This window comes from Parabacteroides sp. AF17-3 (genome assembly GCF_003635445.1).
Lineage (GTDB): Bacteria > Bacteroidota > Bacteroidia > Bacteroidales > Tannerellaceae > Parabacteroides > Parabacteroides goldsteinii.
On record NZ_QTMM01000016.1, the window covers coordinates 77,468 to 93,198 of the forward strand.

At 42.8% G+C, this 15,731-nt stretch carries 10 protein-coding genes and 1 tRNA gene; 6 read left to right on the plus strand and 5 right to left on the minus strand.

The window, feature by feature from the left end:
- Positions 1 to 56 precede the first annotated feature (56 nt).
- The 3 genes from DWW91_RS20310 to DWW91_RS20320 form a co-directional block, all read right to left on the minus strand.
- Entirely contained in the window at positions 57 to 1,622 is a 1,566-nt protein-coding gene (locus DWW91_RS20310; protein ID WP_122328772.1) for a M81 family metallopeptidase, read from the minus strand.
- Positions 1,623 to 1,771: 149 nt separating this feature from the next.
- Positions 1,772 to 2,467: a response regulator transcription factor gene (locus DWW91_RS20315; RefSeq protein ID WP_009859810.1), complete on the minus strand. Its 696-nt coding sequence runs from the start codon at positions 2,465 to 2,467 to the stop codon at positions 1,772 to 1,774.
- Complete coding sequence (locus DWW91_RS20320; protein WP_010800719.1) at positions 2,464 to 3,672, minus strand: sensor histidine kinase KdpD; 1,209 nt, start codon at positions 3,670 to 3,672, stop codon at positions 2,464 to 2,466. Before DWW91_RS20320 ends, DWW91_RS20315 begins: the two co-directional genes overlap by 4 nt.
- A gap of 151 nt (positions 3,673 to 3,823) precedes the next feature.
- Here DWW91_RS20320 and DWW91_RS20325 point away from each other — a divergent pair, with 151 nt between their 5' ends.
- From DWW91_RS20325 to DWW91_RS20345, 5 genes are all read left to right on the plus strand, one after another.
- A complete protein-coding gene (locus DWW91_RS20325) occupies positions 3,824 to 4,423 on the plus strand; it encodes a DUF3267 domain-containing protein (protein ID WP_122328773.1) in 600 nt (199 codons plus the stop codon).
- 316 nt (positions 4,424 to 4,739) lie between these two features.
- Positions 4,740 to 8,102 carry a SusC/RagA family TonB-linked outer membrane protein gene (locus DWW91_RS20330; RefSeq protein ID WP_122328774.1) on the plus strand — a complete coding sequence of 1,121 codons (3,363 nt, stop codon included), beginning with the start codon at positions 4,740 to 4,742 and terminating at the stop codon, positions 8,100 to 8,102.
- Between the two features lie 27 nt (positions 8,103 to 8,129).
- A complete protein-coding gene (locus tag DWW91_RS20335; protein WP_122328775.1) occupies positions 8,130 to 9,893 on the plus strand; it encodes a SusD/RagB family nutrient-binding outer membrane lipoprotein in 1,764 nt (587 codons plus the stop codon).
- A gap of 141 nt (positions 9,894 to 10,034) precedes the next feature.
- The gene (aroB, locus tag DWW91_RS20340) at positions 10,035 to 11,099 is read left to right on the plus strand and encodes a 3-dehydroquinate synthase (RefSeq protein ID WP_010800717.1); all 1,065 of its coding nucleotides are present in this window, start codon (positions 10,035 to 10,037) and stop codon (positions 11,097 to 11,099) included.
- A 35-nt stretch (positions 11,100 to 11,134) separates the two neighbouring features.
- Positions 11,135 to 11,208: transfer RNA gene (locus DWW91_RS20345), tRNA-Pro, on the plus strand.
- Between the two features lie 61 nt (positions 11,209 to 11,269).
- On the opposite strand, the gene DWW91_RS20350 is transcribed toward DWW91_RS20345, so the two are convergent.
- Both DWW91_RS20350 and DWW91_RS20355 read right to left on the minus strand, forming a co-directional pair.
- A complete protein-coding gene (locus DWW91_RS20350) occupies positions 11,270 to 11,968 on the minus strand; it encodes a response regulator transcription factor (protein WP_009859806.1) in 699 nt (232 codons plus the stop codon).
- Positions 11,965 to 13,317 (minus strand): sensor histidine kinase KdpD, encoded by a 1,353-nt coding sequence (locus DWW91_RS20355; RefSeq protein ID WP_122328776.1) that lies wholly within the window; start codon positions 13,315 to 13,317, stop codon positions 11,965 to 11,967. The genes DWW91_RS20350 and DWW91_RS20355 overlap by 4 nt, the downstream gene beginning before the upstream one ends.
- Positions 13,318 to 13,433: 116 nt before the next feature.
- On the opposite strand from DWW91_RS20355, the gene DWW91_RS20360 reads away from it, so the two are divergent.
- Entirely contained in the window at positions 13,434 to 15,722 is a 2,289-nt protein-coding gene (locus tag DWW91_RS20360; RefSeq protein WP_122328777.1) for an outer membrane beta-barrel family protein, read from the plus strand.
- Positions 15,723 to 15,731: the final 9 nt, after the last annotated feature.

Here is a 15,731-nt window from a genome sequence, read left to right on the forward strand (position 1 = left end):
ATTGACTAAAAGGTGACAGGTGAACGGTTTTTACGTCTTATCTGCTATGTAGGTGTTTATCTTCCGTACAAATGTTTTGCCGAGGGAACAAATATAACATTCAGTTCCGGGTCCGGCATATCCGGGTCTAATGGGAACATAGGCCGGACGATGTTCTTATACGGAATGCTTTTGAAATCCTGATCCACTCCGCCGCGGGTCAGAGCCATCACCCAGTCTGCTTTCATATTATACCATTGGTTTACCAGGTAACCCTGTTTAACCATTACAATATCCATTTTTCGGGGATCTATCCCGGTACCTTCCAGATTGGGTGTGGGGGAAGAAGTTCCCACGACGACATAAATACTTCCTGTTTTGATAATAGCGATATCGCTGCGTCTTCTGTATGGAGATTCGGAGGCCTGGTTCTGATCCTGAGCGGGGCTGACATATATTACCGTGCCAGATAACCAGACAGGAGGTTCATAAGCATTGTCTGTCATTGCTCCTACATATCCTTCTGCATGGCCGCCGACACCAGCCTTACGTGCGGCTTCAACCATCTCGCTTCCCGGAATAGAACAGTAAAGCAGGCTTTTGCCGTTTGGAGATTGAAGTTCCGGACGTTTCAATACCCGGGCTAATGTCCATGTAACTTCGCCTGAACCGCCACCACCGGGATTGTCACCCATATCGCTGATAAAGAAAGGCTTCTTGTCGCTGGCCAGCGCCAGATCGAGACATTTTTCGAGCGGATGCCCCGGAGCTTCCAATGTGAACTGGCGGCGGACATCCCAGAATTTTTGCGCCAGTTTCTTTGCGCCTGCTTCTACCTGTGCTTTGTCGTCACCGTAAACCATCACTACCCCCTGGTTGCGCCGGTCGTCTCCCCAGACATAACCGATCCAAATACCTGCATCTATTACGCCCGGCATTGCTTCAACTTCAGGAACCATGGCATAAAGCGATTTGGCTGGTTCGGCACGCGTACTCGACCATTCTCCGGAAACTAATACCGGAACGGCTACCCATGCTTTATAAGCTGGACGTCCTTTACCGGAGGTTAGTCGATCCAGCAGATTGACAACGCCACGACGATGCGATTCACGTGAATCATCGTGAGGAGCTTTGCGGTAAGTTGTAATCAGGTCGGAGTTAAGGGCTACGAGCCAGGAGGCATTGCCGTGAAGGTCCATAGTGGTCGTAACAAGGACGTCGTTGCCGATAACGCTGCGGACTTTTTCCATAAACTCACCTTCCGGATCGGCTACTCCATCCACGCTGCATGCCCCGTGATTGTAAAACCAGAAAGCATCGTAAGGCATGTTCGCCTTTATTATTTCAAGTGCTTCGTTGACAAAGGCGTCGTATGATTCTTTCGTAACCGGTCCGCGGCCACCGCCACGGCCCATCAGGGAGGGAAGCCATGTTGCGGCCTGCCCCATGGCGGAATCCGGACTCAGATAATCTGGCAAAGTGAGCGGCCTTCCGACTATCGGTTGCCTGTTGGGCATAAATACACTGTTCTCGATTTGTATACCGGCAACGCCGATACGTAGTTTCTGTTGCTGCGCGGCGGCATCGTTGGTGAATGACACGACCAACAGGCAGAGACTCAGGAATAGGAAAACTTTCTTCATGGTTCGTTTAAATTTAATAGTATGACATAATAAAAATATATGGGATGTATATATGATTAAAATCAGGGTTAAACTTAGTGGAAATATATGAGAAATTATTCAAAGTCAGGACTATTTATTACCAATGTCCTGACTTTTTGCCTGGTAGGTCAGGATGCTGTGATCATCAGACCGATCCCTTTTATCGTTTTGATACTGACTTTTTCGTCTTGTGACAATAGTTTGCGGAGCTTCGTGACGAAGACATCCAGGCTGCGGGAAGCAAAGTAATCGTCTTCCGTATTCCAGAATTTGTCTAAAATGATTTCACGGCGGATAATTTCTCCCGGTTTACGAAATAATAGTTCCAGTATCCCGTTCTCGCGAGGTGTCAGTAATTGACTGCTTCCGGAGATATGGTGCAAGGTCGCCTGTGCCGGATCCAATGTGTATCCGCCTATTGTCCATGTCTGGTTTTTAACTTTTTCCGTATTCCCTTGCTTCATGCGGAGCAACGCGCGGACATGTGCATCCAGTTCTTCCGGCAGGAAAGGCTTTTTGACGTAATTGTCCACTCCCAGTTCATACCCTTTTACCACGTCTTTCGGTGAAACACGGGCGGATGAGAAAAGGATCGGGAGCTCTCTGTCCGTCTCCCGGATACGGCGCACCATCTCGTAGCCGTCCATGACCGGCATTTCGATGTCGGCAACGATAATATCCGGTTTTACCTGCCGGTATTTCTCCAGGCCTTCTTTCCCGTTGCAGGCGATGATCACCTCATAACCGCCTATCATATCTTCCAATCCTCCCTGAATGATATAACTCAGGTTGGCATCGTCTTCTACTAATAATAATTTGATCATACTGTTGTTTCTTCTGTGGTGGATACTGGTAATGAGATGGTAAATTCACTGTATTTTCCTTCCTGGCTTTCGACGCTGACATAGCCGCCGTGCGAGCGGGTGACGTTCATGACATAATTCAGTCCCAGGCCGAAACCTGTAACACCATCGGCAGCATTGCTCCGGTTGATCGAAGCCCGTTCGAACTTGTCGAATATATGGTTTTGTGCAGCAAGAGAAATACCGATCCCGTTGTCTTTTACCTTGATTTGTGTGAATTGGTTATACCGGCAGGAAGTGATCTGTATTTCGATCGCCTCCCCGGAGTATTTGATCGCATTGTCTATCAGGTTGCTGACCGCCTCCTTCAGATATTCTTCATCCGCAAATATGTCTTCCGCTTCTATGTTTAACAGGAAAGTGACGGTTTTATTCGTCTTGGCAGTGAATAACTGTGTCAGTTCCTCCAACATCGGGCGGATAGGGATCAGGCTTTTTTCAAGCAGTAATTGTCCGTGTTCCAGCTTGGAGATGGTCAGCACTTTGTTGGTCAGGGCCAGCAGATGTTGTGCTTCTTCTTCCAGGATGTCGAAGTATTTCTCTTTCTTCTCCGGTTTTCCGTCCAGCTTTCCGCTTCGGAGGATACGGGCACCCATCAGGATCGAGCTGAGAGGTGTTTTCATATCGTGGATCATCGCATAGGAGAAGTCTTCCCGTATTCGTGCGATCTCGTCCTGTTGTTTGATAATTTTGATTTGCTTCCGGATACAGATCAGCAGGATCCCCAGCGCAATAGTCGTTCCGAAGAAAAAGTAGAGCAGTTTGCCGATAGAACCTGCCCGCGGATTTTTAATGTATGCCTGTACGCCTTGTGTCTCACTGACCGGGAAAACAAAAGTGTGCCGTTCGTTGAACAGGCGGTTGTAATCTGTGAAATAGCGGATATTCTCCCGTTGTACCGCAGCAGGGCTGTCCAGGGATACCGTATCTATGCGAAACGCCAGTTTGTCGAGATGGCGTTTGTCGAGTTCTTCCCGGAAGAGGGCGGGAAGGAATTTTGTCTTGTCTGTCTCATATTGTTCGGTAGCGTGGCAGAAAGATTCGTGTAGCTGTCGTGCCAGTTGTTCTTTTGTCAGTGAATAACTTCGCCCGATCCATTGCCCGATAAGGAAAAGGACGATTAAGGAGGTGACAGCCGATGATATAATGTAGAATGATTTCGTCATAATACTTTGATTTCATTGGCAAAGATAGGTAATTTCATTTTTCCGGCACCCTTCGCTTTCCATCTTAACGTAAAGATAACGTTGGGATAACATTCCGTTTCTTTGTTCCTCTGTATCTTTGCAATGTAGAAATCAAATAAAAACAAACGATATGGAAACAAAAGAAATGAATTTGGAAGGATACGCTCATTCGGAAGGCGTAGAGGTGAAAGTGAGTGCGGCCCGGGTAAATATAACGATATTGCTCTATCTGTTCTTTTTTGTCGTAGGCGCAGTTGTATTGTTCAATTATATTTGGGGAGATGGCTCGAGTTATGGCGCCGGATATGAACTGGGAAACATTGCCAGGCTACAGGCTTTATCTGTAAAAGGTGCAATTATTATGGCTCTTTGTTGTTTAGTATATACCTTGCTTCAATATGGTTTGCTGTATTGGTTTACCGGAAAAGATCGCCGGGCGCTCCATTGGAACACGGACTGGAAGTCATTAGGATTTCTGGTGAAGAAACCGCTGCTTTTGAAATATTACCGGATAGCGTTGCTGACTCCGTTTGTTCTGATTGGTTTACTTCCTTTTATACATGGTCTTTGTACAGGAAATGATGTCTGCTTTTTTATTGGTGTCTTCTGTATTGTGGGTAGCGGCGCTGATTGCTATTATTTCTGGAAACTTCGTTCTTTCAATGGCAACGATAAGATAGTGGATGGGGATGAGTCGCTGAGCGCTACTATTATAAAAGGTAGCTATTAATAACGTTAGTAAATATAAAACCAAAATCAGATAGACACACGAGTTTTTATAGAGAGGGCACTTTGTTAAAAGAAGTGTCCTTTTTGTGTAAATATTGGTTTAATTTATCTATTTGATATGTGCTTTTGATATCCCTTACTGGTGTATTAATAATTTAAAACGTGATAAAAACAATAGGTGTGTATTTAATAAATACGAAAAATAATTATATTTGCATCATTCAGATGTAGTAAAAGGAGATTTTGAGCGAGTGTTTTTTATTTCAGTGCGAGTTTATTTTATTTATTATTAACGTTGTTAACGTAACTAGTATTAAATGAAGACCTATTACCGATTACAATTGGTTTTGGCTGCTTTCGCTCTGTCGTTCCCGGGAAGTATGATGGCAGAACTGGCTCCCAAAAGTGGTATCGAAGCCGTAGCGCAGCAAAGCGGACGGATTACAGGTACAGTCATGGATGAACTGGGCCCCGTTATCGGAGCAGCAGTTGAAGTTAAAGGAACCCATAACGGTGTAGTGACCGATTCTGATGGTCGCTTTACATTATCAGGTTTAAAAAAGGGAGCTATTATCCGAATAACCTATTTGGGGTATGTAGCTCAGGAAATTCCTTATATAGGACAAGCTACATTAGATGTCACGCTGGTTGAAGATTCCCAGGCTTTAGGTGAAGTGGTTGTGACCGCTTTGGGTATTGCTAAAGAAAGTAAAAAATTGGGTTACTCAGTAACCACGATTAAATCAGACGATTTGATCAAAGCGGGTACTCCAAATTTTGCTACAGCTTTATATGGTAAAGCTTCCGGTGTACGAATTCAAAACACGCAAGGTGGTGCAGCCGGTGGTGTTTCCATTACTGTCCGTGGTTTGTCTTCCATCAATGGAAATACACAGCCGCTGGTTATCTTAAATGGTGTACCTATCCGTAATGGTAATTCCGGTACAGGTAGCAGTAATAGTTCTGATTTCTCTAATATCGGATTGGGAAGTACACAGATGGGGAGTGTGCGTTCCAATGGTTTGACTGACATTAACCCCGAAGATATCGACCAGCTAACCATCCTGAAAGGTGCTGCCGCTACTGCTCTTTACGGTTCGGAAGCTGCTAACGGTGCTATCATTATCACAAGTAAGAAAGCCAAAGGTGCTGGCGTTACTGTAGACGTTAACGCTACATTTCAGGCTAATATAGTTGCTTATGTTCCTGAAATACAGACCACATATGGTCCTGGTACAGGTAATGCCGACTGGACGGCAGATATGATAGCAAACGGTGGTTTCAGAAAAGATGCAGCAACCGGCAAATTGTATCCTGCTTATAACTCTTATCAATGGGGGCCTGCTTATGATGGCAGGGAAGTATTGTATATCGACGGATCCACCCGCGCATATTCTCCGATTTCTTCGAATCCGTGGAAACAATTGTTCCGTACCGGTACTGACCAGACTTACAATATCGCTATCAATCAAGGTAGTGAAAATTCCTCCAACCGTTTCTCTTATACAACACTGTTGGAAACTCCTACTGCTTTGACCGGTTCGTATAGCAAACACAATTTTAGTTTGGTGGGTAATTTGAAGTTCAATGACAAACTGTCTTTGGATTATACAGCCAACTATATTTCCCAACATGTAGTAAACCGTGCGCAGGCTTCTATCGGTATGTATGGAGGTTTCGATAACATGTTCGGTGCATTCCTGGATATCCCTTTAATGAAACAAATGTATAAGACAAGCCTGGGGTATAAAAATGATGATAAAGGTTCCGGTCCGACTCCTGATGAGGCTTTCAAATATGGTTTGGACGGTAGTTTTACAAAAGGTGTGCGTGATATTTTGTGGGATACCAATGAACATGAGAGCGATGAACTGGAACAGCGTTTGATAGCCAGTGTGGCTCCGACCTGGAAAATCTTTCCGTTCCTGACAGCTAAAGGACGTCTTTCCACCGACTACACTTCTTCGAAAATGACAGATAAAAGTAATACGACATTCCCTTCCGCAGCTAGTACAAGTGAATCCAGCGGTAGCTATTCTACTTTGTCAAAGTTTTATCAGGTGACTTATGGTGACATCATGTTGATGTTTGATAAACGGTTGAATGACAAATTCAATTTGACAGCCGCTGTAGGTTGGCAGGCTCGTTCTGAAAAGATGAACAGTTTGCAGGTTGGAACAAACGGTGGTTTGATGATTGAAAATACATTTATGATCGGTAACTCCTATAAGACGATCAATATTGGTAATGACAACGAACGCAATATGGAGTTATTGAAGACTGCCTGGTTGGAAACAATCGGCCTTTCTTATAATGATTTTTTATTCCTGGATTTGACAGGGCGTCAGGAAAAGTCTTCTACACTGCCCAAGAATAGCCGCAGTTATTTCTATCCTTCCGGAAGTTTGAGTTTTTTATATACCGATGCTTTCAGAGACAACATGCCTTTCTGGTATAGTTATGGTAAATTTCGCGCATCTTATGGTATTGTAGGTAATGCCCCGGAGGCATATGCTGCTAATATGGCGTATACATTTGGTAGTGGTCCGGGCTGGAGCTACAATCAGGTCCCGAATAATTTGGGTAACGAAAACCTGAAGCCTGAGAAGACAAAAGAGTTTGAAATCGGTATCGAAAATAAATTTTTTAATAACCGTGCAGGCTTCGAAGTATCTTACTATAATAAGAAAATTACTGATATGTTGTTGAAAACAGCTTTGGCTCCGTCCAGCGGTAGTGAAACTATGTGGGTGAACTCAGGTGTCATGAGTAATAAGGGAATTGAAATTTCAGCTTATGGTACACCGATAGAAACGAAAGATTTCAGCCTGGAATTGAAAACCAACTTAGGTTTCAACAAGAATAAGATCGAATCTTTAGTGGAAGGTATTAATTTTATTGAAACAGGTGATTTTGCCAGCAAAGTCGGTAAGAACTACTCTTATGTAGGACGTCCGATGGGTGATTTCCTTGCTGCTATTAATCAAACAGTGGAAGATGGCCCGTATAAAGGTCGCAACATTGTTAATGCGGATGGTAATTATGTGATGTCACAAGACTATGAGTTTGTCGGTAATGCTATGCCTAAAGTTGTCGGTGGTTTGGGTATTACTGTGGCTTACAAGCGCTTTGTATTGGATGTTATGACTGACTTCCGTTTTGGCGGCTATATCGCCAACGACTGCTATCGCTATACCATGGCGACTGGTGTTAATCCTGAAACAGAGCATCGTGAAGGGGAAGGATTCCTACCTTATACTTATAACAATGGTCTTACCGCCCAGACCGGTATTATCCTGGATGGCGTTGTTTCTGACGGAAACGGAGGATGGAAAGAAAATGACAAAGTAATCGCTTATGAAGATTATATCCAGTCGAAGAATGCTTGGGGAACAGCTCCGGGAGTACCAAATGGTACGTATCAATTCTTCAAGAATAATTGGTGGAAACTCCGTGAAGTTGCTTTGTCTTACAACTTCTCGAAAGATCTGATTAAACATGCTGTGATAAAGAACCTGACTTTGTCGGTATTCGGTCGTAACTTATTCTACTTCCATAAATCTATACCTAACTTCGATCCTGAAACGAGTAATGGTACAGACTGGAAGAGCCAGTTGAGTATTGGTGGTTCTGCCTCTCCGACACGTTCGGTGGGTGTTTCTCTGCGCGCAACTTTTTAATCACAATACAATTAATACGTGGAAAATATGAAAAAAATATTTCTATATTCGGCTTTGCTGGCAGCGATGGTTACATTTAATGGTTGTAGCGAAGATGATTTTGACAGCAAATATAAAGATCCGTCAAAGGTTTCAGAGGTGACATTGGATAAAATGATGTCCGGATGTATGCTTAGGGCCAACGATTGGGCTTGTTCTACTTATGGACGTTATTTCGGTTATGATCCTCAGTTGATGGGGAAATTATCCAACTCTTTAGGATTTACCTTGAGCGGAAGTGTTTATTATCATGATGAATATGAAGATTATGGACAACCTTATAACAACTATCCGTCGATGGTGACCGATTTTAAGAAGATGCAGGAGGTATATGATGCACTGCCTGAGGAAGAGAAGCCAAAAAATGAAGGGTATTTGTTGGCTGCTGAAACTCATCTGTACGGGATGATGATTTTCATTTTGAGTGAATACAACGATATTCCTTTCAGTGAAATTGGTCTGGTAGCTCTTAATGGCGATGTCTCTTATGCCAATCCTCATTATGAAGATGGCCAGCAATTATTTGAAATGATCCTGGACAGGCTGGGTGAAATCGACAAGAAATTTGCAGCAATAGAAAAGCCCTCTGCTTTTGGCGGACAAGATTTTATCAACAAGGGTGATATGACGTTATGGCGTCGTTATGTAAACTCTCTCCGTTTGCGTGCAGCTTTGCGGGTGTCTACACAAGGTCCTCTGGCTTCAAAAGGGCAGGCTATTTTGAAAGAGATTTTGGAAGGTGATTATCCGATTGTAGAGGATATTGAACAGAATATCAAGATTGCACGTCAATCTTCCGGTCCGTTGGATATTGAAGGCGGATCAGGTTTTGACTGGCATAACCTGCAAACCGGAAGTGCTGAGATGATCAACCGTATGCAAAAAGCCGGTGACGGTGGTGTATGGGTAGAAGGGCAGGATGACCCCCGTTTGCCATTGATGTATTGTATGGCAACCGCTAATGGTGAACAACCGACTGATAAAGAAAGTGAAGTGGTAGTAGGTGATCCTTTAAAGACTGGTATCGCTCTTCCGACTGTATTCAGGGGGGCTTCTGCCAATACAAATTATGATACATTCAATGATATGTTCTTTACTCGTTTGAACAGAGGTTACTATTCTCGTGTACGTAGAAACGGATTCTTCTGGGGTAACAAAAACTGGGATCATCAGATCATTTCTTCTTTTGAAATTCAGTTTATAAAAGCTGAAGTTTACCAGCGTGGCTGGGTGACCGGAGATGCAAAAGCCGCTTTCAAAGAAGGCATCAGGCAGTCTATTAAGTTTATGTTCAAATACCAGAATGGTCGTTCTGTAACGGAAACGGATAATGGTGACAGTGACTATTTGAATGGTAAACAACAACGTTATGTGATTAATCCGGATCAATCTGTTTATGATGATGCCTGGATCGATCAGTTTGCTGAAGCAAGATGGTTAACCCATATTGACGGAACTCCTTATGCCGATGGTAATCTGGAAGCAGTCCTGGAGCAAAAATGGGTCGCATTCAGTTATCTTTATTGCGGTGAACAATGGTGTGACTTGCGTCGTACGGGTTATCCACGGATGTATTACGAAAAAGATCACGATGTAACAGCCGTTACTCCTTATCCTTGTAACCGTTTACGCTATATTGCTAAAGAACGTAGTTATAATATTCACTTCCAGGATGAAGTGGGTGCATATGACAATTATTCGGATGTCTTATTCTGGGCAAAAGCCGATTGGCATGACGGACCTACCTGGTAGGATTTTCTCTAAGTGAAAAGATCAATGCCGGCTAACTCATGTGGGATAGCCGGCTTTTTTGCTGTTTTGATATGCGCTGATCTTTGATAATCGAATAACAAATAATACCTTTGTAACCTAAGAAGCAAAATAATAAAATATATGGCCGAACAAAAAGTAGTGATAAGTAAGGATTTGAAAGCTGATTTACAGGCATTCCTTGCAACACTGAATTACGATAAACTGTTTATTCTTACCGATACAAATACACAGGAAAAGTGTTATCCGCTGATACAGGATGTGCCGGCAATCAAAGAGGCTCCGGTAATAACTGTCGATGCCGGTGATACGCATAAAGGTTTGGAGGCTTTGTCGAATATCTGGATGCGCCTTTCCAATGAAGGGGCTTCCCGTAACTCACTGTTGGTGAACCTGGGTGGTGGCATGGTGACGGATATGGGCGGTTTTGCCGGTGCTACTTTCAAGCGCGGCTTGAAGACGGTCAATATCCCTACAACACTGATGGCCTCGGTAGATGCTGCCGTGGGAGGTAAGACCGGTATTAATTTCAACGGATTAAAGAACGAAATAGGTTCTTTCTATCCGCCGGAATGCGTGTTTATCGATTGTGAATTTCTTCGTACGCTGGATAGGGATAACCTGTTATCCGGCTATGCGGAAATGATTAAACATGCGCTGATCAGTTCGATGGACACCTATGCGACAGTTATGTTGTTCGACCTCGACCAGAAGATGGATTATGCATTCCTGAATAAGATGGTGGCGCAATCGGTTGCCGTTAAGGAACGTATCGTGGCAGAGGACCCGAAAGAACATGGTATCCGCAAGGCTTTGAACTTCGGCCATACGATTGGACATGCTTACGAAAGTCTTTCTTTCAAAAAGAACCGTCCTCTATTGCACGGTCATGCGGTGGCTGCCGGTATCGTGAGCGAGTTATATCTGTCCTACAAGTTATGCGGTTTCCCTTCGAGCAATCTGAGCCAGGTTATCCAGTATATCAAAGAATATTATCCGGCTTTCATCTTTGATTGCAAAGACTACGAAACTTTATATGAACTGATGACCCATGATAAGAAGAATGAAGGTGGTATAATCAACTTTACCCTTTTATCTAAAATCGGTGAGGTTCAGATAAATCAGGCAGTGACAAAAGAGAAAATACTGGAGTCATTAGATTTTTACCGCGAAAGTTTTGGCGTATAAAGGAAAAATCTTACCTTTGCAGCCGTAAAGAAAAACGGGATGTAGCTCAGCCCGGTAGAGTACGCGTCTGGGGGGCGTGTGGTCGCAAGTTCGAATCTTGTCATCCCGACAATTACTGAGCGGAAAGGGAGTTAAGTTTTATGCTTGACTCCCTTTTTTATCTTTCTGTTCTACTTATCCACCAACATCAATCCGACCCCTCTTATCGTTTTTATCAATACAAGCGGGTCATCTTCCAGGAGTTTTCTAAGTTTTGCTATAAAAACATCTAATGTGCGTGATGCAAAATAATCGTCTTCCGTATTCCAGAAACGGCTGAGGATTGCTTCCCGTTTTATTGTTTCGTTTTTGTTTTCTGCCAGCAGTTGCAGGATTTGTGCTTCTCGTACGGTCAGTATTTTCTTCTCGTTTGTCTCATCATTGCGGAGGGAAGCATGTTCTGCATCCAGCGTATAACGGCCGATTTTGTAAAATCCGCTTTCATTCCGTGTCTTTGTACCCTCCTTCATTTTTAGTAATCCATGAATATGGGCATCCAGCTCATCGGGAACAAAGGGTTTTTTGATGTAGTTGTTTACACCTATTTTGTAGCCTTCCCTCACATCTTTAGGGGAAGTCAGGGCGGAAGCGAATACGATTGGAGTATCGCCGTCTGTTTCACGGATGCGTTCCACCATCTGGAAACCATTCATGACAGGCATGTCGATATCCGAAATGATAATATCCGGATGATGTTGTTGCCAGGCTTGCAAACCTTCCATGCCGTTGCCGGCGGTTATGACTTCGTATCCTCCGATGATATCCTGTAATCCGCTTTGTATGATATAGGATAAAGTCGGGTCGTCTTCTACTAAAAGTAACTTTATCATGATGCTGTTGTTTTTCGTGGAATATATAAGGTAAATTCACTGAATTCACCTTCCAGGCTGTTTACTATCACTTTTCCTTCATGGGCTTCCATCACCTGATATACATAATTCAGTCCCAGGCCGAACCCGGTTGTTCCGCCCGATTTTGTACGCAAAGATGCAGAGGCGCGTTCGAACTTGTCGAAAATCGTTTTCATATCCTTTTCGGAGATTCCGATACCGTTATCCCGTACTTTGATAAGCGTATATTTATCTGTTACCTGTGAACTGATATCTATATTGACAGATTCTCCGGAATATTTGATGGAGTTATCCAGCAGGTTGCTGATGGCTTCTTTTATAAATTCATCATCGGCGTATGCCGTGTCTGCCTGGAGATTAATTGTGATATGTACCGGTTTGGTCGCCTTTGTGGTGAACTTCTCTTTTAAGTCGGCCATCATTGGTTGCAGTTCAAAGGTGGATTTGGCCATTTCCAGTTTATGATTTTCCAGTTTGGAAAGAGTTAACACTTTATTGGTCAACATTAACAGATGGTCTGATTCGTTTTCTATGATGGTGAAGTATTTCTCTTTTATCTCCGGTTTATCGTCCAGTCGTCCGCTATGCAGGAAGTTGGCACACATGATGATGGAACTGAGCGGGGTTTTCATATCGTGTATCATGGCGTAAGAGAAATCTTCTCTCATCCGGGCTATCTTATTTTGTTTGCTGATGATTTTTATCTGGTAAAGAATGCAGTAGACAACAAAGACCATGATAAGACCTGTTGCAACCAGCAACAGTCCCATCTGACGGAAAACAGCCCCGTAAGGATTGATTAAAACAGCCTGAAGTCCCTGGCTATTGTCTGATTTGATGAATGTTATATCTGTTTGTAATGCCTGATAATCATGCGGAAATTGAAAATCAGGAACAGAGCTGCTTAAAACAGAACCTGTGGAGTCGACCAGGTTGCAGGTTGTCTGTGTGTGAATATTGGCTTGTTCCAACTGGACCTGGTAGATAGAATCCAGTTTATCCAGTGCCACAGGCACATGAAGAAGAGTATCCATTGTTTCCTGTATAAACAGATAAACTTTATTGACTGCATAATCACTGTAGTCAATATTGTCACTTAGATCCATGTGAAAATTTTTCTCGATCGATACATCATTACCGTCTTCATCCGTATAGTTATCCATTCTTATATGCAATTCAGTCGTGACGGCGGTCTTAAATAATTCATTACTTTTCTTGATTGTTTCATTCCTGACGGTCGAGTAGGTCGTGAACAGCCAGATACCCTGTAAAGCCAATATAGCCAGTAATCCGCACAGAGTAAGTATTTTAATCGGTCTATTATTCATGTTTCGTCATTCCTTTTTTCCCGTTAACCTAACATTAACCCGGCATTAACCCGGTCCGGGAATGCCTTGTTTTACTTTTGCTGCATCAAAGGTAAAGAATTTAAAATAGAGAGAATATGATACGTAAATGTTTTTTATTAGCAGCCGGTATATTGCTTATCAGAATGATGGCAGATGCGCAAGACGTTAAAGGAAAAGTAGTTGATGCCTCACAGGCACCGGTCGAATCAGTAACTGTAGTAATGCAGACCATCGATTCTACATTTGTGGATGCTGTCATAACAGATATAGACGGAAACTTTATGCTGAAACAGCATCCGAATAAGTATCGTTTGATTTTTCAGCATTTATTATACCAGACCCAAATAAAAGAATATTCAGGGGAGGATGCCGGAATCATAATGATGCAGGAACAGGATTATGCACTGAACGAGGTCGTAATAAAAGGTGAACGTCCGCAGGTAAAGGTTGAAAACGGAGCGCTGGTTTATGATGTGTCAGTATTGGCTGAAAAATCGACAGTCAGCAATGCGTATGAATCCATCCTGCATCTGCCGGGAGTTATGGAGCAGAATGAAAGTATCAGCCTGGCCGGTACTGGTAATGTAACGGTCATATTGAATGGAAAACCTTCTTCCATGACGAATGACCAGTTAGTCAATTTATTGAAAAACATGCCTGTATCTAATGTGGCGAAAGCAGAAGTGATGTATAATGCACCGGCAAAATATCGTGTTAGGGGAGCAGTGATTAACCTGGTCCTGAAAAACACGAAATCGGAAGAACCGTTTGTGCGCGGTGAGGTGGGAACGGAGTACATGCAGGCCCGTTATGCCAATGGAAGCGGACATGCGAATCTTTCCTTTGTGGGAAAGAAACTATCGGCTGATATTCTTTATTCTGCCGACTATCAGAAAAGGATTATTGATAATGATATTATATCTCATCATAAGATCGGAGATATAATATATGATATAGAACAATATAATAAAGGAGAACGTCGCGGGCTGACCCATAATATGCGTGCCGCATTGGATTATCAGTTATCGGAAAATGATCATCTGAATATGGCTTATACTTCTGCAATCACTCCAAACAGGAAAGCCGTGGAAAAGTCTTCAGGCAATTTTTCCGAATCCTCTAATAGTAAAATGGGTGATGAACAAATGCATAATGTAAATGTGGATTATACTTCTTCCCTGGGTTTGAATGTCGGTCTCGATTATACCTATTATAATTATCCGTCCACTCAGGATTATATAAATAAGACAGAAAGTTCCGAACAATTGTTTCTGGCTGATGCCAGCCAGACAATCAACCGTTGGAATGTATATGCCGGACAGACCCATACTTTACCTTCTGATTGGGAGTTGAATTATGGCATCGACTTTACATTTGCCAAAGATAAAAGCTCGCAAATCTATCGTCCGCAGGATGGTTCCGATATGTCGGGGCTGAATACCTGTACAGATCTGAAAGAAGAAACGTATAATTTCTATGGTGGTGTTGAAAAGTCTTTCAACGACAAACTTTCCTTATCTCTGTCTGTTGCCGGAGAGTATTATAAATTAATGAATTATAAAAAGTGGGCCGTTTATCCTGCGATGCAGTTAAGCTATGCCCTTTCCGACAGCCATATCTTCCAGTTGGGATTTTCTTCCGATAAGACGTATCCGGAGTATTGGACTATTCAGGAATCTGTTAGTTATATGAATGGGTATGCAATGCTTTTGGGGAATCCGGCGTTACGGCCGTCTACCGATTATACGGCAGAACTGACATATGTTTTGAAGAATAAGTATATGTTTAATGTGTATTATAGCTACATAAAAGATTTGTTTAATCAATTGGCTTACCAAAGCCCGGATAAACTAGCATTGATTTACCAGACAATTAATTATGATTATGAAGAGAATTATGGCGCAACGGCAACAATTCCTTTCTCTGTCGGCGGTTTCTGGAATTCTCAGATTACGTTGGACGGATCTATCCTCAAAGATGTTTGCGATTCGTTTCATGCTATTCGCTTTAACCGGACAAAATTCCGGGGAATCGCAATGATGAACAATACCTTCAAGCTCTTTTCGGAACCGGATATTCGTCTGGAACTGAATAGTATGTATGTTTCGTCTTTTATACAGGGTATATATGATATTTCTCCCATTTGGAAGATAGACGCCGGTTTGAAATGGACTTTTGCCGGAAAGAAAGCTGAATTGAAATTGAAAGTGAATGATCTGTTCGATTCATTCAATCCGGATACCAAAATAAATTATAAAGGGCAGCACCTGATAATGAATCAGAGACGTGATAGCCGGAACATTTCAGTTTCGTTCGTTTATAAGTTCGGTGGCTATAAAGCTAAAGAACATAAATCGGTCGATACTTCCAGGTTTGGATTTTGACGGAGGTTT

Bases quoted from the DNA above. Each gene is read 5' to 3' on its own strand.
- DWW91_RS20310 (WP_122328772.1), bottom strand. From the start codon at position 1,622: ATGAAGAAAGTTTTCCTATTCCTGAGTCTCTGCCTGTTGGTCGTGTCA.
- DWW91_RS20315 (WP_009859810.1), bottom strand. From the start codon at position 2,467: ATGATCAAATTATTATTAGTAGAAGACGATGCCAACCTGAGTTATATC.
- DWW91_RS20320 (WP_010800719.1), bottom strand. From the start codon at position 3,672: ATGACGAAATCATTCTACATTATATCATCGGCTGTCACCTCCTTAATC.
- DWW91_RS20325 (WP_122328773.1), top strand. From the start codon at position 3,824: ATGGAAACAAAAGAAATGAATTTGGAAGGATACGCTCATTCGGAAGGC.
- DWW91_RS20330 (WP_122328774.1), top strand. From the start codon at position 4,740: ATGAAGACCTATTACCGATTACAATTGGTTTTGGCTGCTTTCGCTCTG.
- DWW91_RS20335 (WP_122328775.1), top strand. From the start codon at position 8,130: ATGAAAAAAATATTTCTATATTCGGCTTTGCTGGCAGCGATGGTTACA.
- aroB (WP_010800717.1), top strand. From the start codon at position 10,035: ATGGCCGAACAAAAAGTAGTGATAAGTAAGGATTTGAAAGCTGATTTA.
- DWW91_RS20350 (WP_009859806.1), bottom strand. From the start codon at position 11,968: ATGATAAAGTTACTTTTAGTAGAAGACGACCCGACTTTATCCTATATC.
- DWW91_RS20355 (WP_122328776.1), bottom strand. From the start codon at position 13,317: ATGAATAATAGACCGATTAAAATACTTACTCTGTGCGGATTACTGGCT.
- DWW91_RS20360 (WP_122328777.1), top strand. From the start codon at position 13,434: ATGATACGTAAATGTTTTTTATTAGCAGCCGGTATATTGCTTATCAGA.